17 protein-coding genes are annotated in these 23,672 nt (G+C 43.8%); 12 read left to right on the top strand and 5 right to left on the bottom strand.

From position 1 onward, the window contains the following. Nucleotides 1-5 precede the first annotated feature (5 nt). From glpK to BK120_RS09385, 3 genes are all read left to right on the top strand, one after another. Nucleotides 6-1,496 (top strand): glycerol kinase GlpK, encoded by a 1,491-nt coding sequence (gene glpK / locus BK120_RS09395; protein WP_076267231.1) that lies wholly within the window; start codon nucleotides 6-8, stop codon nucleotides 1,494-1,496. A gap of 186 nt (nucleotides 1,497-1,682) precedes the next feature. After that, complete coding sequence (locus tag BK120_RS09390; RefSeq protein WP_076267230.1) at nucleotides 1,683-3,365, top strand: glycerol-3-phosphate dehydrogenase/oxidase; 1,683 nt, start codon at nucleotides 1,683-1,685, stop codon at nucleotides 3,363-3,365. A 232-nt stretch (nucleotides 3,366-3,597) separates the two neighbouring features. Beyond that, a complete protein-coding gene (locus tag BK120_RS09385) occupies nucleotides 3,598-4,674 on the top strand; it encodes a cation diffusion facilitator family transporter (RefSeq protein ID WP_083681805.1) in 1,077 nt (358 codons plus the stop codon). An 84-nt stretch (nucleotides 4,675-4,758) separates the two neighbouring features. On the opposite strand, the gene BK120_RS09380 is transcribed toward BK120_RS09385, so the two are convergent. The 3 genes from BK120_RS09380 to BK120_RS09370 all read right to left on the bottom strand — a co-directional run bounded on the left by BK120_RS09380 (nucleotide 4,759) and on the right by BK120_RS09370 (nucleotide 7,979). Next, nucleotides 4,759-5,880, bottom strand: coding sequence for an ABC transporter permease (locus BK120_RS09380; protein ID WP_076267229.1), 1,122 nt, complete (start codon nucleotides 5,878-5,880; stop codon nucleotides 4,759-4,761). 5 nt (nucleotides 5,881-5,885) lie between these two features. Beyond that, nucleotides 5,886-6,815 (bottom strand): ABC transporter ATP-binding protein, encoded by a 930-nt coding sequence (locus BK120_RS09375; protein WP_076267228.1) that lies wholly within the window; start codon nucleotides 6,813-6,815, stop codon nucleotides 5,886-5,888. A gap of 282 nt (nucleotides 6,816-7,097) precedes the next feature. Continuing rightward, nucleotides 7,098-7,979: a LysR family transcriptional regulator gene (locus BK120_RS09370; protein ID WP_076267227.1), complete on the bottom strand. Its 882-nt coding sequence runs from the start codon at nucleotides 7,977-7,979 to the stop codon at nucleotides 7,098-7,100. Between the two features lie 114 nt (nucleotides 7,980-8,093). Between BK120_RS09370 and BK120_RS09365 the strand changes: the two genes are divergently transcribed. From BK120_RS09365 to BK120_RS09345, 5 genes are all read left to right on the top strand, one after another. Further along, on the top strand, nucleotides 8,094-8,603 hold the full coding sequence (locus tag BK120_RS09365; RefSeq protein WP_076267226.1) for a GNAT family N-acetyltransferase: 510 nt from the start codon (nucleotides 8,094-8,096) through the stop codon (nucleotides 8,601-8,603). Nucleotides 8,604-8,701: 98 nt separating this feature from the next. Continuing rightward, entirely contained in the window at nucleotides 8,702-9,034 is a 333-nt protein-coding gene (locus tag BK120_RS09360; RefSeq protein WP_076267225.1) for a hypothetical protein, read from the top strand. 125 nt (nucleotides 9,035-9,159) lie between these two features. Next, complete coding sequence (locus BK120_RS09355; protein WP_076267224.1) at nucleotides 9,160-9,687, top strand: RNA polymerase sigma factor; 528 nt, start codon at nucleotides 9,160-9,162, stop codon at nucleotides 9,685-9,687. Beyond that, nucleotides 9,653-10,699 (top strand): DUF4179 domain-containing protein, encoded by a 1,047-nt coding sequence (locus BK120_RS09350; RefSeq protein ID WP_076267223.1) that lies wholly within the window; start codon nucleotides 9,653-9,655, stop codon nucleotides 10,697-10,699. Before BK120_RS09355 ends, BK120_RS09350 begins: the two co-directional genes overlap by 35 nt. Nucleotides 10,700-10,883: 184 nt before the next feature. Then, nucleotides 10,884-11,291 (top strand): GNAT family N-acetyltransferase, encoded by a 408-nt coding sequence (locus BK120_RS09345; RefSeq protein WP_144376720.1) that lies wholly within the window; start codon nucleotides 10,884-10,886, stop codon nucleotides 11,289-11,291. Between the two features lie 103 nt (nucleotides 11,292-11,394). Here BK120_RS09345 and BK120_RS09340 read toward each other — a convergent pair whose 3' ends face one another. Then, the gene (locus BK120_RS09340; RefSeq protein ID WP_076267221.1) at nucleotides 11,395-12,267 is read right to left on the bottom strand and encodes a VOC family protein; all 873 of its coding nucleotides are present in this window, start codon (nucleotides 12,265-12,267) and stop codon (nucleotides 11,395-11,397) included. A gap of 243 nt (nucleotides 12,268-12,510) precedes the next feature. Between BK120_RS09340 and BK120_RS09335 the strand changes: the two genes are divergently transcribed. Beyond that, complete coding sequence (locus BK120_RS09335) at nucleotides 12,511-12,978, top strand: hypothetical protein (RefSeq protein WP_076267220.1); 468 nt, start codon at nucleotides 12,511-12,513, stop codon at nucleotides 12,976-12,978. Next, nucleotides 12,978-13,613: a hypothetical protein gene (locus BK120_RS09330; RefSeq protein ID WP_076267219.1), complete on the top strand. Its 636-nt coding sequence runs from the start codon at nucleotides 12,978-12,980 to the stop codon at nucleotides 13,611-13,613. Before BK120_RS09335 ends, BK120_RS09330 begins: the two co-directional genes overlap by 1 nt. 53 nt (nucleotides 13,614-13,666) lie before the next feature. Here the strand turns inward: BK120_RS09330 and BK120_RS09325 are convergent, their stop codons facing one another. After that, entirely contained in the window at nucleotides 13,667-14,851 is a 1,185-nt protein-coding gene (locus tag BK120_RS09325) for an acyltransferase (RefSeq protein WP_076267218.1), read from the bottom strand. A gap of 364 nt (nucleotides 14,852-15,215) precedes the next feature. On the opposite strand from BK120_RS09325, the gene BK120_RS09320 reads away from it, so the two are divergent. Beyond that, on the top strand, nucleotides 15,216-18,965 hold the full coding sequence (locus BK120_RS09320) for an alpha-L-arabinofuranosidase C-terminal domain-containing protein (RefSeq protein ID WP_076267217.1): 3,750 nt from the start codon (nucleotides 15,216-15,218) through the stop codon (nucleotides 18,963-18,965). A 177-nt stretch (nucleotides 18,966-19,142) separates the two neighbouring features. Continuing rightward, complete coding sequence (locus tag BK120_RS09315) at nucleotides 19,143-23,522, top strand: AAA family ATPase (protein WP_076267216.1); 4,380 nt, start codon at nucleotides 19,143-19,145, stop codon at nucleotides 23,520-23,522. Nucleotides 23,523-23,672: the final 150 nt, after the last annotated feature.

Below are 23,672 nucleotides of genomic sequence, written 5' to 3'. Positions count from 1 at the left end.
TTCAAGTGGAAACGTATATGTTATCGCTCGATCAGGGCACAACCAGCACGCGCGCGCTGCTCGTGGATAAAAGTGGAACCATTGTAGATATAGCAAGAGAAGAGCTTCCGCTGTCTTACCCGCATGCAGGATGGGTAGAAGCAGATGCGATGTTTATATGGCAGTCGACGAAAAAGGTAATGGCAGAGCTGCTGGCCAAAACAGGCATTACCGCTGAGCAAATTGCTGGAATCGGAATTACAAATCAACGGGAAACAACCGTTGTCTGGGACAAAACGACGGGTCAACCGATTCATAACGCGATCGTATGGCAATCCCGCCAAACGGCGGAAATTAGTGATGGTCTTAAGAAAAAGGGTTATGAGCAACAGTTTCATGAGAAGACGGGCCTGCTCATTGATGCTTATTTCTCAGGCACGAAGGTGAGCTGGCTGCTTGAGCATGTGGAGGGCGCACGCGAGCGTGCTGAGAAAGGCGAGCTGCTCTTTGGCACGATTGATACGTGGCTGATCTGGAATTTAACCGGCGGACAGGTGCATGTAACGGATGTTTCGAATGCTTCTAGAACGCTTATGTTCAATATTCATGAGCGGAGCTGGGACGATGAGCTTCTGCATATTTTGAACATTCCTAAAGCGATGCTGCCGGAGGTACGCTCTTCCTCTGAAGTTTACGGACATGTGGTTGATGAAATAGTCGGACGCAAAATCCCTGTTGCAGGAGCAGCTGGTGACCAGCAAGCAGCTTTGTTTGGTCAAAATGCTTATGCAGAAGGAAATACAAAAAACACATATGGTACGGGCTGCTTCATGTTAATGAATACAGGCACCAAAGCAATCGTCTCCGAGAAGGGGCTGCTCACCACGATAGCATGGGAGGTTGATGGCAAGCTGGAGTATGCGCTTGAAGGCAGCGTATTTGTGGCAGGTGCTGCGATTCAGTGGCTTAGAGATGGTCTAGAGCTTATTGAATCAGCATCCGAGACGGAAGCTCTGGCGGAGCAGGTGGAGTCTTCGGACGGCGTTTATGTCGTGCCCGCATTTGTTGGACTCGGTACGCCGTACTGGAATAGCGATGTTAGAGGAGCCGTATTTGGACTCACGCGGGGGACGTCCAAGGCACATTTTGTCCGTGCAGTATTAGAGTCGCTGGCTTACCAGACCAAAGATGTCCTCTCCGTTATGGAGGAGGAATCAGGTTTGCCGCTGGAGTCGCTTTGTGTAGACGGCGGAGCCGTTGCCAACAACATGCTTATGCAATTCCAAAGTGATCTGCTTGGCGTTCCCGTGGAGCGTCCAGTAGTAAATGAATCTACAGCGCTCGGAGCTGCATATTTAGCCGGACTTGCGGTAGGATTCTGGCAAAACCGCGAGGAGCTGGCTAAGCTGAGACAGGTAGATAAAGTATTTAAGCCTGCTATGGAAGAGGAGACACGTGCCGATTTATACAGCGGATGGCATCGTGCAGTCCGAGCGGCCATGGCTTTCGCGCAATAATTATGGTATACTGATGGCAAGTTAATAACGGTTGGAGATCAGGAGAAACCACGAGAACCGCTTCCACACCCTTTTTAGGGATTGGGGAGCGGTTTGCGTGGTTTTTTTGTTTATTTAGATTCATTCATGAGTAATGAACTGTAAATGGCAGAACAATAATAAATAGACAATCGGGAGGAAATCATGATGACCATTCATAATAAAGAAATATTTGCCGCCCAAAATCGTGAGCAAGTACTGAAGCAGATGCAGCAATCGCAGCTGGATGTACTCGTCATAGGCGGAGGAATTACTGGCGCGGGCATTGCGCTTGATGCTGCTGCGCGCGGTATGAAAGTGGCTTTAGTGGAGATGCAGGATTTTGCAGCAGGGACCTCTAGCCGTTCAACGAAGCTGGTCCATGGCGGTTTGCGTTATTTGAAGCAGCTAGAGATTGGTGTCGTAGCCGAGGTTGGCAAGGAGCGGGCAATCGTATATGAGAACGGGCCGCATGTTACGACACCTGAATGGATGCTGCTTCCGCTTTATAAGGGCGGCACCTTCGGTAAATTCTCAACATCGATTGGTTTGCGTGTTTACGATTTTCTAGCTGGCGTCAAACGAAAAGAGCGCCGGATGATGCTGAACGTAGAGGATACGCTGTTTAAGGAACCTCTTTTGAAGCGGGATGGCTTAAAGGGCAGCGGCTATTATGTGGAATACCGTACCGATGATGCACGGCTCACGATAGAAGTGATGAAGAAGGCGGTAGAAACCGGCGCATTGTCGGTGAACTATGCCAAGGTAGAGACGCTTCGTTATGGCAAGGACGGTAAAATAACAGGCACGTTGGTTAAAGATATGATTAACGGCGCTGAATACGAGTTGAAGGCAGCTAAAGTCATTAATGCTACGGGCCCTTGGGTCGATGATATTCGCGAAATTGATGGATCGAAGAAGGGGAAAACGCTCCGACTGACAAAAGGCGTTCATGTGGTCTTCGACCAGAATCGTTTCCCATTGCACCAAGCCGTCTACTTCGATACGCCGGACGGCCGGATGGTGTTCGCAATTCCGCGCGCGGGAAAAACGTATTTCGGTACGACGGATACCAACTATAAGGGCAATACCGTCAATCCTGTGATGACGCTTGCGGATCGCACTTATTTGCTGCAAGCTGTGAACTTTATGTTCCCAGACCTGAAGCTTGTGGAAGCTGATGTAGAATCAAGCTGGGCAGGCCTACGTCCGCTTATCCAGCAAGAAGGGAAATCGCCTTCGGAAATATCGCGTCGCGATGAGATTTTTGTATCGGATTCCGGGCTGATTTCGATTGCGGGGGGCAAGCTGACGGGTTATCGCAAGATGGCTGAAACCGTTGTAGATAAAGTGGTTGAATTGTTCGGGCAAGAGGGCAGCAGCAAAGCTTTTGCCAAAAGCGAAACCAAGACGATTACGATGTCAGGCGGGGATTTAGGCGGGTCAAAAGGTTTTGAGCCTTTTGTTCAGAAGAAATCAGCAGAGGGAGCGCATTATGGCTTCAGCAAGGAAGAGTCTGCTTTTCTGGCGCAGCGTTATGGCTCAAACGTGGATCAGCTGTTCCCACTGGCGCAAAGCACAGGCGCTTGGGCGGAAACCTTTGAACTGCCGCTCATACTAGCGGTACAGCTTCGTTACGCCATAGAGGCGGAAATGACAGTAAAGCCAACCGATTTCTTTATTCGCCGCACGGGTGATCTGTTCTTCCGAATCGGATATGTTCAGCAGTGGAAAACACAGGTCATAGCCGCGATGGCGAATCGTCTGCAGTGGAATGATGAGCAGCGCACTGCTTATACATTGGAACTGGAAGAAAAGCTGATTGAAGCAGTAGAGCCGCTGAAAGGCTAAGCTGCTTCGATATTCGTTAGATCAACGGAACCCGAATAGAAATGGAGGTGCAGAGATGCGCCTCTTTTTTTGTGCGTAAAAGTAGTTGCAACATTAGCATAAATTACATATAATAAATCTAATAACATATGAGCATGTATTCATATGTTATAGAAATTTGATTGTATTCATGAAATAGTTGGTTTAGATGCAGACTAATAAAGTCTGCTCAAATGGATTGGGGGAGAGAATTATGAACGGATCACAGGATGGAAAACTAGGGGAAAATTTAAAAACAGCAGCCATTGCGGAAAACCATCAACATGATCATGGAGATGGAGCATGCGACCATAACCATAGCCATGAACAGAACGCACCTAAGCATTCGCATGGGAATCACAGCCATCACGGTCACCACCATGGTCACTCGCATGGTCATGGTCATCATGGACATTCTCATGCTCCGAATAATAAAGCGGGACTGCTGATCGCACTTATTATTACAGCAGGTATTATGGTTCTGGAGTTTGTAGGGGGACTTGTGACGAACTCGTTGGCGCTATTGTCTGATTCAGGGCATATGCTGAGCGATACGGCGGCACTGGCGTTAAGCTTGGCAGCAATGTGGATTGCCGTGCGTCCAGCTTCTTCTAACCGCACTTATGGATTTCATCGTTTTGAAATATTGGCAGCCTTGTTTAATGGCATTACACTGTTCGTTATCGCCGCGTTTATCATTGCGGAGGCAATCAAGCGGTTCGGTGAACCGCCGACCGTCGCGAGCGGGTCGATGATGATTATTGCTGGTATCGGTTTGCTGGCTAATATAGCAAGTGCTTGGTTTCTTATGCGGAAGGCAGATGTGAAGGACAATCTAAATGTTCGCAGTGCTTATCTTCATGTCATCGGAGATGCCATTGGTTCGGTAGGCGCGATCATTGCCGGCATTTTGATGTATTCATTTTCGTGGTATATCGCTGATCCGATCATTAGTGTAGTGGTTGCTCTTCTTATTTTGCGAAGCGCATGGGGAGTGATTAAATCAACCGTTCATATTCTGATGGAGGGAACGCCAGCTCATGTGAATGCTGAGCAGGTTAAAGAAGCACTGCTAGACATTAAAGGTGTCAAAGACGTTCACGATCTTCATATTTGGACGATAACTTCGGGAATAGACTCCTTAAGCTGCCATCTTATTGTTGAGGATGAGAAGGATTGCCAAGCCATTCTTCAGGAAGCGATTCAACATCTGGCCGACAGATTCCAAATTGAACATTCGACGATTCAAATCGAGAAATCGCAATTGAAGCACTCTGCTTGCAAGGTATAGATCTGGTAATCGTAAAATAGGGCTGTCACTTCAGTAGAACGATCTACATTTGTGACAGCCCTATTTTTTAGCTTATGATTACGACTAGGCTGCTTCAACAGCCGATTTCGATTTATACACTTGTGAGCCGATTAAGAAGGATACAACGCCCCATGTGACCATAATGCCAATACCGATCCAGAATGAGGTTGAAACGATCCCGGAATTGTAGATGAGACCATCCCGCATGCCCTCCACGAAGTAAGTAAGCGGCAAAATTTGTGCAATCGGCTGCAGCCAGTTTGGCATGATTTCGAGTGGGATAAATACACCGCTAAGAAACATCATGAGCATGCTGGCAATGTTGGACATCCCCATATAAGCTTCTATGGATTTACTGAAGGAAGAGAATAAATAACCCATCGCATTAAATACGAGTGCGCCTGCAAAGAAAGCAATAACTAAGCTTAATACATTAATATGAAGATTTGCGCCAAAACCGAATACGCCAATCAATGTTAAAATAATGATTTGAAAAACGCCGAGCAAAAGCTTTACAATTACGCCTGCCAGACCGTAAAGGCCCATTTTGGCTGGCGTCATGCGAAGCCGTTTCATCAGTCCCTTTCTGCGCATCTCAACTAGACTGACCATGCCGAATAGACCGCCTTGCGCGAGAGTTAGACCGATCATGCCAGTTAGCAGGAAGTCCGCATAATTCAAATCCTCGGAGCCTTGCGAAATGGATTGTCTAGTTAAGCTGAATGTTGGCGTAGCTTTGGCAACGGTCCAATTCGTCTGTTGAATAAATTGATCTAAAATGCCGGCAATAGCCTGCGTGGTAGCACCTTGCTCATTGGCTTTGTTTACAACGAGCTGCATTGTGGTGGAGCTGTCGGATTCAGGCAAAATAATGAGCGCATCAATATCTTGTTTCTCAATGAGCGTATTGCCAGCTTCCTTCGTGATTGGCTGCTCTTCTTTAAACTTGAATACCGGGATTTTTCGCAGCTGCTCAAGCAGCATGCTCGAATTGGCATTCGGCTGTGAATCAACAACGGCAATTGTAGCTTTAAAGCTATCGGGTGAGCCTCCGCCAAAAATGACCATAAATAATACCATTAAAATTATCGGAAAAAAGATGTTCCAAAACCATACTTGTTTTTCGCGAAACATCATTTTGACCTGGGCGCTAAACATTTTGGAAAATTGTTTGGTGCTGTTCATTTAACTTAATCCCTCCATTCCTTGCCGGTGAAGGCAATGAATACATCTTCCAGGCTCATTTCACGAATAGAGATTTGCTCGACGCGGAAACCGCGATCCTTTGTAAATCCAAACAGCTCATACAATGTTTCTTCAGGCTGGGTCGTCCATAGCTGGAGCGAAGCGCCTTCGCGATTCGTTCGGACGACAGCATGGTGGTGAGTAGCAACTTTCTCAGTCTCAAGAGCTGCCTCAGCGCCATCAATAAAGGTAAGCCTGACCTCTCGTTCTTTCGTGAGCCGATCAATTAAAGCAGCTGGAGTATCTAAGGTGACGATTTTCCCTTGATCAACAATGCATACACGGTCACTCAGCTTTTCGGCCTCTTCCATGTAATGGGTAGTAAGGATAGTTGTTTTGCCTAGCTCCTTCAGCTTAAGAATAATGTCCCATATATTCCGTCTTGCCTGCGGATCTAGTCCTGTTGTAGGCTCATCTAAAAAAATGATCGTAGGGTCATTAATCATGGCGAGTCCGATGGCAAGCCGTTGTTTCTGTCCGCCGGAGAGCTTTCTAACCTGCTTGCTGCGCTGATCAGTGAGATTAATCATTTCGAGCACTTCTGCTGCTGGCCGGGATTTTGGATAAAAGGTAGCGAACAAATCTAAATTTTCTTCTACCGTCAATAAATCGAACAAAGCGCTGGATTGAGGCTGAACACCGATGGACACCTTGATTTGTTCACTGTTTTTTGTCCAATTCAGAGGACCAAATTCGATTTGGCCGGAATCAGGATTTTGCAGCCCTTCAATCATTTCAAGCGTAGTCGTTTTTCCAGCGCCGTTTGGACCGATGATGGTGAACACTTCTCCCGCCTCGACGGTGAAGCTAATGCCGGCTACAGCGCTGACTGATCCAAAGCTCTTTTGTAAATTACGCACTTCTAATACGGGCATTATGTAACCTCCTAAAGTTTTTGTGAAGCAAAAACTTACTTCGAAAGCATAAGCTTAGTTTTTGTGAAGCAAAAACTTACTTCGAAAGCATAAGCTTTGTTTTTGTGAAGCAAAAACTTACTTCGAAAGCATAAGCTTTGTTTTTATGATATAAGGTTTCCGATTTAATTGATCTGCTACAATAATTTTAACCGTATCCATTTTATGAGAGTACCGTCTTAAGCATGCTTCGGACTCGGTCTTAAGGCGGAGGCCGGAATGGTTCGGAGATTTTGAAAACGATCAGTGTGTTGAATCTCCTGTCGAAGCTAGAGGAACATCGAGCAATTGCATGGCTAGTTTTACACTTGGATGGTCGCGATTGTCTGTTAAATAGAGAGCATAGGCCCTCGTAACTGGAAAAGGCAATTCGCAGCGCAGTTCATATAAACGGTGATCATCTAGAAAAGGCTTCGCAATAGATCGGGGAAGGAAGCCAAATCCTGCTCCTTGTAAAAGCAATGTAAGCATTATGGTGGAATGATCCGTTTCGAAAGTAGGCAGATAACCTTCACCAACGATCGAGCGAAACCAATCTGGAAACGGATATCCCCACTCGATGTGACAATATTGTCCCGAAAAGAAGTCTGTTTTCGTAAACAAGTTAGAACTATTTTGAGAAGAAACAAGAATAATTTCGTCCTCAAATAGGAAATGTTTAGTAACATTAGGGCGATCAAGAGGGTCGTATCGAATAGCTACTTGTACAACGCCATCGAGTAAAAGATCACGAATCATGTAGCTGGAATCGATGTAGCTCAGAAATTTAATAGCCACCTTCGGGTGTGCTTGCCTAAACGAAACAATGTGCTGCAAATAATAGTAATGCCAAACAGAGCCAGGTCCGCTCATGACGATATAGTTTTCTAATCCTTCGGATAACGTTACCTTGCTTTCTTCAAACAGCAGCAGCATCCTCTCGGCATAAGGAAGGAAATGGATGCCTGCCTGCGTTAAGCTTACATTCCGATTATCACGTAGAAACAGCGGCTTTCCAACGGACAATTCCAGCGCTTTTATTCTTGCTGTAACAGCAGATTGCGAGATATGCAAATACTCTGCAGCCCTTGTGAAATTGCGAATTTTGCACACCGATAAGAAAGCCTCTAACTGTGGAATATCCATCGCAGCACCTCAACTAATTTGAAATATGAATCATTGTAATCAAATAAATTCGTTATACAAATTATACTTCGTTCATTACTATTAAACTATACTCATGGTTTGGAGGAGATTTGAATGGCTGGTGATGTGATAATTGAACAAATACAATCCATTGAAGAGCATGTTAACGGGCTGGCGGATCTGTTGGTGCAGGTCGTTGAAGATGGTGCGTCAATTGGCTTTTTACCCCCAATGAAGCTTTCTGATGCTGTAATGTACTGGGAGGCTGTGTTAAGTCCAGAGGTGATTTTATACGTTGCCAAAATCGATGATCGAATCGTTGGGAGCGTACAGCTGCATCTATGTACGAAGCAAAATGGCGGACATAGAGGGGAAATTGCAAAATTAATGACTCATCCAAACTATCGTCTTAGAGGAATTGGACGTTTTCTTATGCAAAAGGCAGAAGGGCGAGCAAGGCACGAAGGCAGAACATTGATAGTTCTCGATACGAGGGAGGGGGATCCTTCGAATATGCTGTATACTTCATTAGAGTACATTGAAGCCGGACGCATTCCTGGCTATGCACGATCGGCAGACGGTAAATTAGATGCAACGGTTTTTTATTACAAAACGCTGATTTAATTGACCTGCTAGATCAGGCAAACTCCCAGAATAGATTTCCTCGCATAAATTCACATGGTACAATATGGATATTATATCTGTGGAGGAGTTGATTTGTTTTGACAGTTAGAAAACCTTTTGGATATGGATCACTTTCTATACTCTTTTTATTTTCCGGGTTTTTAATAAATTATAATTTTGGGAATGGTTTTATTTTAACTCATTATCTCTTTAACCTAATGGGTCTAGCTATACATTCAAACGGCACAGATGGTTTCAACTATCCCTTTTTAGCTTCCATGCCATTTTGGTTAGCGACAATATTAGTTTCGAAAAGAAATATTCATGATTTTGGAGCAGTCGTCAGCAAAAGAATTGGTGAGCTTCTGCTTGCTATAAGCGTGGTAGTTACAATTATTTTTTTAATACTGCCAATATGGATTGAATTCTAATAAAATAAAGAACTAGGAGCAGTTTGCCGCATGGCAGGCTGCTCTTATTTCATGAAGCCATATAAAAAAAGTTCTTATAAGATATTTTTGAATGGTCGTTCGTGTTTTATATAGGAGGTGAATAAATGGACAACCAATCTATAAGTCGTACCCATAATGAGTTTTCTGAAATGTATGAGCGGAATATCGATATGGTGTACAGATTATGTTTCATCCTATTGAAAAATACGATGGATGCGGATGATGCTGTTCAGTCTGTATTTTTAAAGCTATTCAAGCACAACAAAACCTTTAATGACCGTGAGCATGAAAAAGCATGGCTTATAGTGACAACCAAAAATACCTGTAAAGACATATTAAAAAGCTGGTGGAGATCACGCCGGGTTGATGTAGACGTTTTGCCGGAAAAAACATACTGGGATAACAATGAGCAGCAGAGGGATATACTCGAGAAATTGCTGCGGCTTCCAGAAAAGTACAGAACGGTGTTATACCTCTACTATGTGGAGGATTATTCTGTAAAAGAAATATCAAAACTATTAGATCGAAAAGAGAGCACGCTGCAAACACAATTATCAAAAGGACGAACACGCCTGAAGGCTGACTTGGGAGGGATATATGTTGACGGAAAACCAGTTCAAGGGAATATTTGAAACCATAAAGCCTAATAAGGAACATAAGGACAAACTATTACACGACATGATTGTAAAAATTGAATCGGAAACCGTGGACAAAAGAATACCTGTATCCTGGAGACATGCAAGATCTGCGATGCTGGCAGCAGCGGTTATGATCTGTTTGCTAACGACCACTGCTTTTGCAGCAAGCTATATGGGTCTCGATATGAAATTTTTGAACTTTCTAAACCCGTCGAATGACGAACAGGAGCTGTATTTGGAAAACGGCGCTCAATTAGTCAACAAAAAAGCGGTAAACGAGAATGGAATCATTGAAGTTAAACAGATTATCGGAGACAGCAATTTGATATATGTTCTTTTGGACTTCACCGCGCCGGAAGGTATCGTTCTAGATGCCAAAAGGTATCGTTTTGAGACATATTTAAGTTTTGATCATATGAGTTCAAATAGCTCTTCAACCGGTTACACCTTATTGGACGATGAGAATCCAAGCGATAATAAAATCAGTCTAATGATGAGTTATTTAACGAAGAATAGAACAATCGCAGGAAGTCCTGTTACTTTGATGCTTAGTCATTTAGAGGCGGCAGATGTTTATCCCGATATATTTGAAAAAGTAAATCCAGGTTCATGGAAAATCAAATTCAATTTGGACTATAAGGATATGTCAACAACGTATCAGATTGATCAGGGCATATCATTATATAACTACGCTGCAACACTATCATCCATTTCTATCTCGCCCATTTCCGTTACAATAAAAGTAGACAGTGCGCATACCAAAGAGATTTCTGAGGCAGCGAGCCGCTCCTCGCGGGAAATAGGGTTAAACGAGTATGCGGATCATTATCTGATCACCATACATTACAAAGATGGAACATCGGAGACAACGGCTGTTTTTAAGGGGATGTCCTCGGGGGATCTTATAACTAACACCATAACGATTGTGAAGCCATTTACCCCCATTATCAATGATAAAGAAATAAAAGCTGTCGAATTTTTTGATAAGGTCATTCCGATGGACTAATTCAATTCTTGTGCGATTTGAGGAACTGCAGGTATGCAGTTCCTCTTTTCTTTGTTGATGTTATGGACTAGTTACAGAAGAAGCTGTTAACCTGCATTGTATTGACAAGAAATATAAATAAAATTAATCTGAATATATATTAATTTATATGTATAAAAATACAATACGAAAAGAGGCCATCAACTTGAATCATCTATATAAAGAGTTTCTAATTAGTGATGACAAGTCACTTATTAATATGGATACCGTTTGCAAGTTTTTATCAAGGAGCCATTGGGCAAACCAAAGGCCAAAGGAAACGATTCATAAATCAATTCAAAATTCAGTTTGTTTTGGCATCTACGATAATAAAAGGCAGGTTGGATTTGCTCGAATTGTAACGGACTGGGCAACGATTTATTATTTGTGTGATGTCTTTATTGATGAAGAATATAGAGGCAGAGGACTCGGAAAGAAGTTAGTTGAATTCATTACCAAAGAATTTGAAGGGATTGGCGGCATACTGCGAACGCATGATGCTCATGAATTGTATGAACAGTATGGATTTATAAAAGATACTGAACGATTTATGAATCGCCTAGTGAAAAGATAGTTTATGGGTGAACAAACCAAAGGCAGTCGGCAGTCTAAGACATGATTTGATGTCCTAGTCTGCCTTTGTTATTTGAATCAGCTCTGCCGACTAGAATACGCAATTAATCCGATTTTACAGTCGCGTGAATAGCAATGCCGGAAGCGTCATGTACAACGAACGCGTTTCCTTGCTCCACAGCTTCAACACCGTCGCTGCGCAGATGCTCGAGCCAAGCTTCACGAGAAGTTGAAGTTGGGAAAACAATCGTATAATAAGATAAGCCAACCGTGTTGGCTGACGGTAAGGCAGCACCTGCGCCTGCCCAAATGTTCATGCCGATATGGTGATGGTATCCGCCAGCCGAGACGAATACAGCAGCCATTTGCGCATAATCGCCAACTACATCAAAGCCTAGCTTGCCTTCATAAAACGCGCGCGACTTCCTAAGGTCGCCTACGTGAAGATGGATATGTCCAATAACGGTTCCTTGCGGGAGACCGCTCCATGTAAGACCTTCACTCTGAGCAAGCAGATCTTCCCAATCAAGCGGGTCTGTTGCCATCACATAATTGCCCTCGGCATCTCGCTTCCACTCTTCACGCGGACGATCCGCGTAAATTTCGATGCCGTTATGATCCGGATCTGAAATATAAAGCGCCTCGCTTACCAAGTGGTCGGCCTGCCCAATATGAATGCCGCTTGTAATCAAGTTGCGGAGCGCAAGCGATAAGGAGCGACGATCCGGCAGCAGAATTGCAAAATGGTACAAACCAGCATGAGAGCGTTTTTGCGGCACAACGGCATTCGGTACTTCCTCTAGAACGAGCAGCGTATGTTTCCCATCAGCAGTGAACGCTGCAACACGATGTACTTCATCATGCTGCAAAACCTTTAGCCCGACAACTTCCGTATAAAAAAGGATTGAACGCTCGAGATTGCTAACCTTAAGCTTTACTTCTCCCAGTGAAATATGTTCATCCAAAAATGTCGACATGATTAATCCTCCTTGAAGTATATATGGTTGCGATACTTGATTGCTTTAAATAAACTGCACCTAAAGCATAGTCCTTTACGTCTATATCATGTACAATATTGGAAAATGTAACCAACAAACATTAAGGCTGCTATAAGCTCAAATCGTATGAATTAGGTTTATAATAGCATATGCAGTATAAAAATTAAAGTAGCTTATTAAAAGTAATCAACTTATAGTATTTTAATCAAAAAGGAGGTTGAAATGAGAAAAATATTACGTAGGGTAGAGTGGGTGCTGCTTATTGTTATTGGAGGTTTTTCGCTGCTTTTTGCGCTTCCTTCAATTGATATGTTTGATCATAATGCTGAGCTGAGCGAAGCTAAGAAGAAGGGTTTTTATTATAAGGTGGATGAAGATAAGCAAACCTATTTCAACAAAGAGATAAGTATTGACGGCGTTGTTTATGGGGAAGGGAAGCTGACGGTTTATTTGTCTTCAAAACGATTTTTTTCGGTGCCGCAATTGCCTAATACCATTCAAATAAAAACAGATGCCAATGAGATGCTTCAGTATCAATCTTCAGGTGCATCCATGCGGCTTTATCGATCAAATGGTCAATTTACGTTTACTAACGTGCCGCCTAATCTGAAAAGCGTCACCGTATTTAATGAAGCTTATGGCGAGTCCTTTTCCTTTTATATTCCACTTGAAAGGGGGAAGGCAGACTAATGCAGATAACTACAAAAATAATTTTCGGACACTTAATCCGTTGGTTATTGATTCTTCTGGCTTGCTCCATTATCTATTCTGCGCTTTTCTCACAAAGCTCTATTCGTGTGGAGAAAGTAGCACAGCATGCACTGGATATGATGGAGTCTCCTTACGCTCCTATTTCCTTAAAATCAAAGACAGGCCAAGGCTATGAGCTGTTGCTAATCGTTGATCGTAAACATGAGCTCCAACATCAATTGTTCGTGAAACGTTCGCTTGGATTTTTTTGGAGCTTCCGCGGCGGTGGATTTGGGATGATGCTGGACCCGCAAATCATACTCAGCTTTCGGATGGGCATGTCTACTTTTGGCAAGTATCGACATTATTATGCTGTTGGTCAACTGAATGATCCGAATATAAGCAGGGTGCAAATTGCATGGTGGGATGGATATGAGCAGGATGCGCTTATGAAAGACGGGGTATATCTTGCTGGGCGTTCTATTCGCAGCTCTACTAAAGAGCAGTCGGCTTCCAGGATGAATAAGGTGTATGCCTATGATGCAAACGGGCAATTATTATATGAGCTAAATGATGAGCAGCGGGAAATTAAAGCGGATGCGAAATCAGAAACGGAAATGAAGGAAGCAACTTAATAGAAGAGCCGTCCGCGCTTTCTTTGGAAGCGATCGAACGGCTCTTTTTTTTATTATCCTTGAATACTTGGCTGTATTGGAGAAGCAGGCTGTTTCTTCTTAGTTGGAAGCGGACCAAACAGCAGCCAGTGCCATTTGAATGGTGCGCTCAGTGCCATAATGGCCCAAGGAATAACGAGTGCGAGCAGGAAGCCGCCGGCCACCCAAACATGGAACAGAATCGGAGAGCCGCTGGCATTCGTCTGGCGGTATAGATACAGAATTAATGGATGTACCAAATATATGCCAAAGGATGTGGCACCGATATGTATAAGAGCTTTGACGACCATCTTGTTCCATGATGTATAAATCCAGAAGGAAACTTGAAGCAACACAATAGCAGCCGTAACGCACCGCACCTCATCTATCAGCTCTAATAGACTTGTATTTATAACAGAAAGCCCAGTTAACCGTTTCTCGTAATAAAAGTAGACCATAGTCATATTTGACGATAAGAATAGTGCCCACAGCACAAGTGAAGCTGCAATTTTTGCCGGCGTAGCATTTTTTCTTGTGAGATTAATCCATTCAGCGAATTTCTCATAATAAATACCGATAAACGCACCAGCTGTAAAATAAAGCATATACGTAAACGCATAGCTGCCGGGGCTAACCACATGATATTCCCGGACAATGATAAAAATAAATAACCATTGCACCAGCAAACCTATCCAGACGATATGCCGGCTGGATTTTCGAAACCGATTAACGGCGTACAGCATTAGTGGTGATATTGCATAAAATTGAATAATAATAACGACAAAATAAAGATGGACATAGGTTTTGCCAAAGATAAGCATTTTGAGAAATTTAGTCGTTGTAAAGTAACCGATAAAGGTCTGCAGGTCACTAAATCCGTAAGCTGCCAATCTCGTAAAGGCGAAATAGAGGAACGAAAATAATATAAAAGGAATCAATACTTTAGATATTCGTTTTTTGTAAAACTGCCCAATTGCTGTTGCTGTGAAGGGTTTGTTGTAGTAGTTGTAAAACAGGACGAAGCCGCTTAGAAAGATGAAGACGGGTACTGCGAATTTGGTAAATGTGTTTAGAAAGACATAAAGAGGATATAGCGTAGCCTTGTGATCGTAGTTAGCTACGACCGCTGATGTTGCGTGAATCATGATGACCGCTAAAATACCGAATGCTCTAAAAATGTCTAGCGCAGGTAAATATGGTCTTTTTGCTAATTGTGCCATTAAAATCCCCTTATTTTTATAAGATACTAGCTTGTGTTAAGAGGCAATGAGGAAACCTCTATTCGTTATTATAAGGTTAGTCCCAGTTTCAGCCAATACTTTTATTTTTACATCGGATTACAGAAGAAAGAGCCTCTTCCTAAAGCTGAAAGAGGCTCTTTGTGCTTTCGTTTACAGCCATCATGTTGAACATACTATAATCATCAAAAACAATAATTAGTAATTGTATTAATCAAATAATATTTATGTTATTATACTCATGTGAAATGAAAATGATTTGTGTGTTTACTGTCTTTTCTCGTATGAATCCATATGATAGTTAGGTTATTTATGATTCTAAAATAAAGATGACGGGTGATCTTACATGAAACGTAATGACGGTAATGAATTTATTAATGATAATTTAATCGCACAATATAAGTTTGATCTTGCTGAACATATCGGCAAGGACAGCTCTGGGAATAGAAATGACGGGTCGGCATCAGGAGCTTCCATTCAAACCGTAGGAGGCAAGACTGCAGTCATGCTTTCAGGGGGACGCAAGGGCACATCCTATGTGAAGCTGCCTGTGAATCTCCTGAAGGATGTTAGTGATTTGACCGGTATTACCATTTCAACTTGGGTATATGCGGGAAAAGGATCAAGCGTATGGGAAAGGATTTTCGATTTCGGTAAAGGTCAGACAGGGCCTTATATGTTCTTAACACGCAATTTGCGTGCAGCTTGTTTTGCAGGGGAAGACTTGATTGCAGATCCTGGAAAGACTTTTGCGGCGGGAGAATGGATGCATATTTCTATGTCTGTAGCAGGCACGAAGTCCGGTACATCCAGCAGTGCAGGACCGATTGTATATGTGAATGGCGAGGTGGTTGCAGATGGAACGATCAGTCAGACATCAAGCGGTACCTATGCTAAATTGCGTGCATGGTTTGCTTCTTTCGCCGACCAAGAGAATTACTGCAACAACTATATTGGAATGTCCCAGTACGATGCAGATGTGGATTTTTGCGGTTCGCTTTCGGATTTCCGTGTATACAAAGCGGGACTAACACAAGATGAAGTAATTGAAGTGATGTGCGAATCGTTGACGGATGAAGAGATTGTTGAACTTGCCAAAGACAAGTACTTAACGTTCCCAACCTTCATTATTACAAAAGATATTGCGCTGCCTTCTTCTCTAATGGGCGGCAAAGTGAGCGTATCATGGGCATCGAGTGATATCGGCACGATTTCTAATGAGGGAATCGTCAACAAGGAAATACAGTCGGCAAAGGGCGTAACGATGACAGCCATCGTAAGTAAAGGAGCAAGCTCCGCTGTAAAAAGCTTCACCGTATCTGTACTTCCTCAAGGAGTACCACCGTATACGTTGACTATTGATGGAAGCAAAGAGATATTGGATGTCAGTCCCGTTTTATACGGCTTATTTTATGAGGATATTAACAATGCAGCTGATGGCGGTATATACGCGGAGCTCGTACAGAACCGCTCCTTCGAGTCATTTGCGTTCGACAGCTACTCTCATGTGTGCGGCGAGCATGGCGCTTCAACAGGAAGAAACTACACGCCTCTGCATGCATGGTCTGGCGATACAAAGCAAATGACGGTGAAAAATACGGGCGGTTTAAATGACTTTTTTGGAATAACAGACAAAGATGTGAATGCTCATTATGTAACGGTAGCAAGCGGAGCGACGATAACCAATCGAGGTTTTGCGGATTCCAATCAAAACTGTGCAATGGCGATTAGACAAGCTGCCAAATACAACTTTACGATTTGGGCAAAAGCTGAAGCGGCAGGAACAATCACCTTGCAGCTGCTGGATCAAGATGGTGCCTCCATCAGCGACACAGTGGTTGTTCAGATAGAAGGCGGAGGCATATGGAAAAAATACGGTGTGGACGCCCCCCTTGCATTGACGGGCTTAACAACGGTGCTTGGTCAATTGGCTTTAACCTTTAACGGCGAAATTTCGATCGAGATGGTCTCACTGATGCCGGAGGATGTTTGGGGCGCGGGCGAGGAACAGCGTTCTTCGACGGCTCATGCAAACTTTAAAGGAAATCCAAACTATAGACTGCGAAAAGACTTAGTAAACGCACTAGTTGATTTGCATCCTACTTTTCTTCGGTTTCCAGGCGGCTGTATTTCGGAGGGCTCTCACATTTGGGAAAACGTATACGATTGGAAGGAATCCGTAGGGGATGTGGAGCTGCGCAAAGAAAACTTTAACGTATGGGGCTACATGATGACGATGGGCCTTGGCTATATGGAATATTTCCAGTTGGCTGAAGATCTGAATGCCACACCGCTCCCTGTTATGGCCTGCGGCGTGCTTTGCCAGGCTCGTTCGGATTACGCGAATCCCGCTGGCGGCAAGCTTAGGGACTACTACGTCAAAAACTTTACAGACTTAATTGATTTTGCGATTAGTACAGATTTTGAAAATAACGAATGGGCTGCTTTGCGTAAAAAAATGGGCCACGAAGCGGCGTTTGATTTGCGTTACTTAGGCGTGGGCAATGAAAACTGGGGCACACAATTTTTTGCGAACTTTGAATATTTTAAAGCAGCTATTGATGACTATATGGAGCAGCATTACGCTGGATATGAGCTGCATATTATTTCAACCGTGGGCGCGCAAGCGGACGATGACGCATATCAGCAGGGCTGGAAGTTTTTAAGCGGCAGCTTGGCAGGCTCGGAGACGATAAGCTTTACGGACGGGCTGTTGCGCATTGAAGAAACCGTTACGTGGTATGAGAAGCAAAAAAATTACATGGATACGATTGCGGATGAGCACTACTATCGTTCGAATGAGTATTTGTTAGCTAATGCGGACCGATATAATTACTATTATAGAGCTTACAATGATGATGGCAGCCTGAATGAAGCCGAGACCTCCAAAGTATTTGTCGGCGAATATGCTTCAACGGATAAGAACACATTGGCTGGGGCAATTGCAGAAGCTGCGATTATGACCAGCTTCGAGAATAACTCAGATGTCGTTCGATTAGCTGCAACTGCACCGTTGTTCAATAAGGTTCTGACGGATAATACATATCGATGGACCCCGGATTGTATTTGGTTTGATGATGAAACGGTATGGTATACACCGAACTATTACGTGCAGCAGCTTTTCGGAAAATATATAGGCACCAAAGTTGCAGGCACATCGTTTACGACTTATCGGAACGGTGAGCGGTCTGCGCTCATCCCTCGCGGTGGCATTGAAGTGGCTGCTGGAAATGCAGATATTGTTGTGAAACGTGTGAAAGTAACGTCCAATGTGGATGGCAGCGTACTTTTTGAACAGGATTTTACGAAGGAATTAAATGCGGCTTGGCAAGTCATTCCGGGCTCGGCAGGTTATACGCTTGATTCGGCCAAAGGCTTGGTATTAAAAGCGCAGAGCAGCGGCTTGAATGGATTGTATATCCTTAATGAAGCATGGACCAATTACAAAGTTGAGGTTGCAGCAGAACGAATATCCGGTACAGACGGTTTTTATGTGGGTGCAGGCTTGACCGATATTTCACCTGACAATAAGGATGTTATAGAATATGCGATCGGCTATAATGGCAGCGCCACTGGCGTCAAGGTGTATAAGCAAGGAATCGAGGGCTATACGTTAGGGGATTACTCCTCGAGTACAGCCGCAGGCAACTTGAGAGCTAGCTGCTATGAAGAGCTCGCCGACCATACCGAATACACGATTACAGTGAATTATGGAGGAGCCGATGGCCAGCATTTGATCTGTTCCTATACGGATGGCGCAGCAGCAAGCAAGGTTCTGGATTATAAACTGGAAGCCTATAACAGGGAAATCTATCATTCCGTTACCAAAGATGACAAGAAAATGTATGTGAAGCTGGTTAATGCAGACGGTGTGGAGAAAGCAGTGAAGCTTGATTTTAAAGGGATAAATGCAGCTACTACAGGTAAATGGGTCTTATTAACGGGTGATGCTTCACTTGTGCATGTTCCGAATGTGAACAAAAAAAACGATGAGAAAATAACCCCAATGGAAGCAGAAATACATATCGAGAATAACGCTGCCATAATAAATTTGGCTGCCCATTCCGTAAATGTTATTATAGTGAGCCTAATATAATCGAGAAAAACACTTTATTATTGAGCCCCAGAGACTAGTCTCTGAGGCTCTTTTATTGGCAACCAGACCTGTTTGTAATTCTTATTCATTACATGACTGAACAGTGATAAACTATGGAATAGCCTTTAACGTTTTGGAAAAGTAGCATTGCACGGATTAGATGGAGGACTGGATAACATGTTGCTTGCAAATAATGTTAAGTTAAAGGATTTGCTGAACGGAAATAAAATGGATACACCTTCCTTTTTACATATAGCGATCGCGCTGACTGAATCCGTACATAAGGCTCATAAGCAAAACCTACTGATCGGTCATTTGAATCCAGCAGGGATACTCATTCAATCGGAAATAAGTACCGTTGTGCTCACAGACGAAAGAATAACAGATTACGCCTACCTATCTCCTGAACAAACAGGCAGAATCAATCGTAAAGCTGACGAACGAAGCGATTTGTATGCAATCGGCATGATATTTTATCACATGCTCGCAGGTCGTCTGCCCTTTCAAGCACAGACTATGGAAGAATGGCTGCATGCCCATCTTGCCATTGTGCCGATGCCTTTGCGTGAGGTGCGTTTGGAGCTGGAGGCTTCTCTCGAAAATATAATTATGAAGCTGTTGTCGAAGAGGCCAGAAGACCGCTATCAGAGTGCTTTTGGTTTGTTATTTGATTTGAAAAGCTGTGCTTCTTCTATGAAGAAAAAAGGTGAAATCATCCCTTTCGAAATCGCCCGTGTCGATGAGGCTAGTCGGTTTCAGCTGCCAAAAACTCTTTTTGGCCGCGAAATGGAAGGAAGGGCGCTCCGAGAGGCTTTGCAACAGGCGCAAGCCGGTGTATCTTCGTTTGTACTCGTTAGCGGAAGTGCTGGCAGTGGGAAAACTGCGCTCATTCGAGAGTTTCAGGTGCTGGCTAGAAATGAAGGCAGTCTGTTCATTGGAGGAAAATGTGATTTGATGAATCGGGACGTTCCTCTCTCGCCGCTCTTGCAGGCTCTGAGGAGCTTGATTCGGCAAATATACAGCCAATCCCCTGAACGAATGGCAAAGCTGAAGTTGCAGTTGGAAGAGACTTTAGGTCAAGGAGCAGCCGTTATCGTACAGCTGCTGCCAGAAGCAGCTAAGCTTTTTGGTGAACTTCCGTCTGTGGAGCCGCTGCCTCCTGCTGAAGCGGCTATTCGGTTTCATCGCTTGATTCCTCTTTTTATGAATATATTTGCTGAAAAGGAACATCCTCTCCTTATTTTTCTAGATGATCTACAATGGGCAGACCCAGCTACGTTGGATGTCCTTCGTTCGCTTGCCCATGCTCCCAATCGACTAAACTTACTAGTAATAGGTACGTTCAGAGTGGAAACGGCTGCTGGCTGCTCGAACAACGGAGCAAATCAAGGTGAAGCAGCCGTATGGATGGAGAACACACTTTCCTTACAGCACGCAAGCTCATCCATACCCGTACAGCATATCGCGCTCGAAGCGCTGACCTATTTGGATGTAAGACAAGTCCTTTCGCATGTTCTTAACGAAAATTCGGCTCGTGTACGAACACTTGCAGAGGTGCTATATCATCGAACAGGCGGCAATCCATTATTCGTACATCGTCTTCTAGACAGCCTGTATCGTGAGAATAAGCTTTATTACGATGAGGAAGCTGCGATTTGGAATTGGGATGCTGCGGCAGTTACACAAATACCGGAGCATCCTGACATTCTTCATTTAATCGGAACCCGTATTCGTATGCTTTCTCCGGATATGGTTGAGCTGCTTGCCATAGGTGCAGCGATTGGTCATCGTTTTCATTCCTCTACGATCGCTTTAGTAAGCGGCCGCTCTCAGCTTCATACACTTCAGCTTTTACGTTTAGTAGAGGAAGAGGGTTTATTAAGTAGAGAAATTGAGATGGATGATGCAGCAGCGGATGAAGGATATTATACATTTATGCATGATCGTGTGCAGCAGGCAGCTTATATGACCATTACCGAAGCGGAAAAAGCGAGCTTGCATCTGACCATCGGCCGTGTGTTACGCGACCATTCATTAGAAGAGCGTGAACACTCCATTTATGATATGGTGTATCACTTGAATATGGGCAGCGATAAGCTGGTAAATGAAGCAGAAAAGATGGAGCTAGCTGAATATAACTATCAGGCCGGTTTGAAATCGAAGGCAGCAACAGCATTTGCGGCTGCTCTGAACTTTTTTGAAAAAGGCTTGCAGCTTGCGGGGGATGATTGTAGAAGTACGAGCTCACTTGCCTATCGTCTGATGCTGGAGCTGCCTGAATGTGAATATATGTGCCGTCGCATAGACAAGGCAGAAGCTCTGCTCCAACAATTGATGTCCTGTACTACGGACTTGGTGGAGCGCTCTCAGATTTACCTGAAACGCATAGCCATGTATTCGTACTTGAAGAATGACGAGCTTGCTGTCCATATTGGAAAGCAGGCGCTGGCGGAATTTGGCTGGATTTTTTCCAGTAAGCCCTCTAAAGCTGTCATCGTAAAGGAATTGATCATGACGCAAAGTGCATTATTTAGTATGCGGCATGAGATTATGAATTTACCGATTAATCGTAATCCTGAGTATAAAGCCTTGTCGGACTTGGTCATGGCGATATCATCATCTGTATTTACATTAAGCCTTGAACTGTCTGCTGTACTTTTCTCAAGGTTCATTCGCTACGCTCTAAAGCATGGAAGCAACGAAGCGTTCGCTTTTATGCTTGCTGGCTATGGCATGATTATTTTTAAAATTTCTTTCTATCATACGGGACCCCAATATATAGATTTGGCATTTAAGCTATCAGCCTCCTTTGAAAGCTCGGATTTGCGAAGCAGACTGCACTATATTAAGGGGCTTGTTGGGCTGCAGCAGAATCCTGACGCAAGCGTCAAGCATTTTGAGAAATCGATTTATTATGGGATGGAATCGATTAATCTGTCCTATGTAAGTATCGCTATGCTAACCTCTACGACCACTCATACCGGTGATTTGCATACACTTACTGCAAGGATTTCGAATTTTGAAGAAATTTCACAGCAGCTTCTGGATGAAGTCACAGTGAATATCTTTCGCATTGCAAGGTGGTATGCCGCACAAATGCAGGATGGAGCGGGTGAATACGATGAAGTCGTAGTGCCGGTGCTGAAGGATCGATTCGAGGAGAAGCTGAATAATGAGGTTTATTATACTTGTACCCTTCAGATAGAAATTGCTTATTTGTTCGGACGCTATCACGATGCCCTAGAATGGGTTGAGAAGGGCAAATTCAACACGTTTCGCCAAACCCGGATGCAAGTGCGCAAACAGCATATTTACCATTCCCTGACGCTTGCTGCCATGTATGCGGAGGCAGCGGTGGATGAGCAAAAAGGCATTCGCGCAAAGCTTAACAAGCAATTGCGCAGCATGAGGCATTGGACGGGATATTACGGGAATGAATCTTCAGCGTATTTGCTCATAACCGCTGAGCTCCACCGTATTGATGGTGACCGAGTGAATGCAGCCAAAGGATTTGAAGGAGCGACCCGAGAAGCTCGAAGAGAAGAAAATGGGCTAATGGAGGCTATTTCTTGTGAGCGTGCTTCACTCTTCTATAGGGAAGCTGGGAGTATTACCGGAGCGGATGTTCTGATTGCAGATGCCTGCGCTGCTTATTCAAGATGGGGGGCAACTGCTAAAGCAAAAAGACTGATAGATTCAAATTCCACACTGAGATTAGCTATGGCTGAACTACAAACAGAAAGCGTGGCAGTCACTGAGGAAATTGGACAAGTAAACACTATCCGTGAAACCACGCCAATGTTCGTTGATGAAAAGGCATTTATACGGCAAATTACAGATTGGTCAAGGAAGGCAGATGACTCTAATGTAATGAGCCAATTCCTGGAGTCGGCACTTCGGTATTCCGGTGCGGAAAAGGGATATGTGCTGGAGAGCCATGAAGAGATTTTCACCATTGCAGATCAAGCTGGCACTAGAAATGAGAGTGATGGAGAGCTTTCGTACGCGGAGGCTATCGTCCGTTATGTGGTTAAGACAGGTGATTCGGTTGTGCTTGCAAATGCTTCACGCAGCTCATACGCAGCTGATCCCTATATCACTCGCAGTAAGTCTCAGTCTGTTCTTTGTATGCCGGTTTCCTTTCCAGGGACATCATCGCAATCAGTCCTTTATTTGGAGAATAATCTGATCTCCGATGTATTTACGAAAGAGAGGCTGGAAGTGCTGGATCTGATGATTGCACGGATGGTTTATTTGAAATCGTCAGAGGAATTTCTAATGCAAAGCAGTGCGTCTAGCAGCGATTCGGAGCATAGTCCACTAGATATCGCAGCCAATGCTGCACAGCCGCAGCCGTTAGTTGAACTGCTGACAAACCGTGAAGCAGAGATTTTGTATGCTTTAACCGATGGATTGTCGAATAAGGAAATCGCCTATCGCTTTGGGTTAAAGGAAAGCACTGTGAAAAGTTATGTATTCCATCTATACGGAAAATTAGGCGTGAAACGGCGGAGTCAGGCCATTGCACGTGCAAAAGAATTAGAGCTGGTTAATTAGTTGTATGGGATAGGCATTTATGTGCAGAAACCTATCCCGCAAGGAATGGTTTGATTGAATGGGTCAGATCAGAGAAAGAACATTATTCTAATTACTAGGCTCCACGAAACACACAGAAGAGAATGTCTCAAAAATAATTAGATTTAAATA

The sequence above is a fragment of the Paenibacillus sp. FSL A5-0031 genome (assembly GCF_001956295.1).
Lineage (GTDB): Bacteria > Bacillota > Bacilli > Paenibacillales > Paenibacillaceae > Pristimantibacillus.
Note: the sequence above shows the minus strand (reverse complement) of the source record. Positions and strands in the feature narration are given on the sequence as shown.

Coding starts and splice junctions, on each gene's coding strand:
- BK120_RS09390 (WP_076267230.1), top strand. CDS start 1,683: ATGACCATTCATAATAAAGAAATATTTGCCGCCCAAAATCGTGAGCAA.
- BK120_RS09385 (WP_083681805.1), top strand. CDS start 3,598: ATGAACGGATCACAGGATGGAAAACTAGGGGAAAATTTAAAAACAGCA.
- BK120_RS09380 (WP_076267229.1), bottom strand. CDS start 5,880: ATGAACAGCACCAAACAATTTTCCAAAATGTTTAGCGCCCAGGTCAAA.
- BK120_RS09375 (WP_076267228.1), bottom strand. CDS start 6,815: ATGCCCGTATTAGAAGTGCGTAATTTACAAAAGAGCTTTGGATCAGTC.
- BK120_RS09370 (WP_076267227.1), bottom strand. CDS start 7,979: ATGGATATTCCACAGTTAGAGGCTTTCTTATCGGTGTGCAAAATTCGC.
- BK120_RS09365 (WP_076267226.1), top strand. CDS start 8,094: ATGGCTGGTGATGTGATAATTGAACAAATACAATCCATTGAAGAGCAT.
- BK120_RS09355 (WP_076267224.1), top strand. CDS start 9,160: ATGGACAACCAATCTATAAGTCGTACCCATAATGAGTTTTCTGAAATG.
- BK120_RS09350 (WP_076267223.1), top strand. CDS start 9,653: ATGTTGACGGAAAACCAGTTCAAGGGAATATTTGAAACCATAAAGCCT.
- BK120_RS09340 (WP_076267221.1), bottom strand. CDS start 12,267: ATGTCGACATTTTTGGATGAACATATTTCACTGGGAGAAGTAAAGCTT.
- BK120_RS09335 (WP_076267220.1), top strand. CDS start 12,511: ATGAGAAAAATATTACGTAGGGTAGAGTGGGTGCTGCTTATTGTTATT.
- BK120_RS09330 (WP_076267219.1), top strand. CDS start 12,978: ATGCAGATAACTACAAAAATAATTTTCGGACACTTAATCCGTTGGTTA.
- BK120_RS09325 (WP_076267218.1), bottom strand. CDS start 14,851: ATGGCACAATTAGCAAAAAGACCATATTTACCTGCGCTAGACATTTTT.
- BK120_RS09320 (WP_076267217.1), top strand. CDS start 15,216: ATGAAACGTAATGACGGTAATGAATTTATTAATGATAATTTAATCGCA.
- BK120_RS09315 (WP_076267216.1), top strand. CDS start 19,143: ATGTTGCTTGCAAATAATGTTAAGTTAAAGGATTTGCTGAACGGAAAT.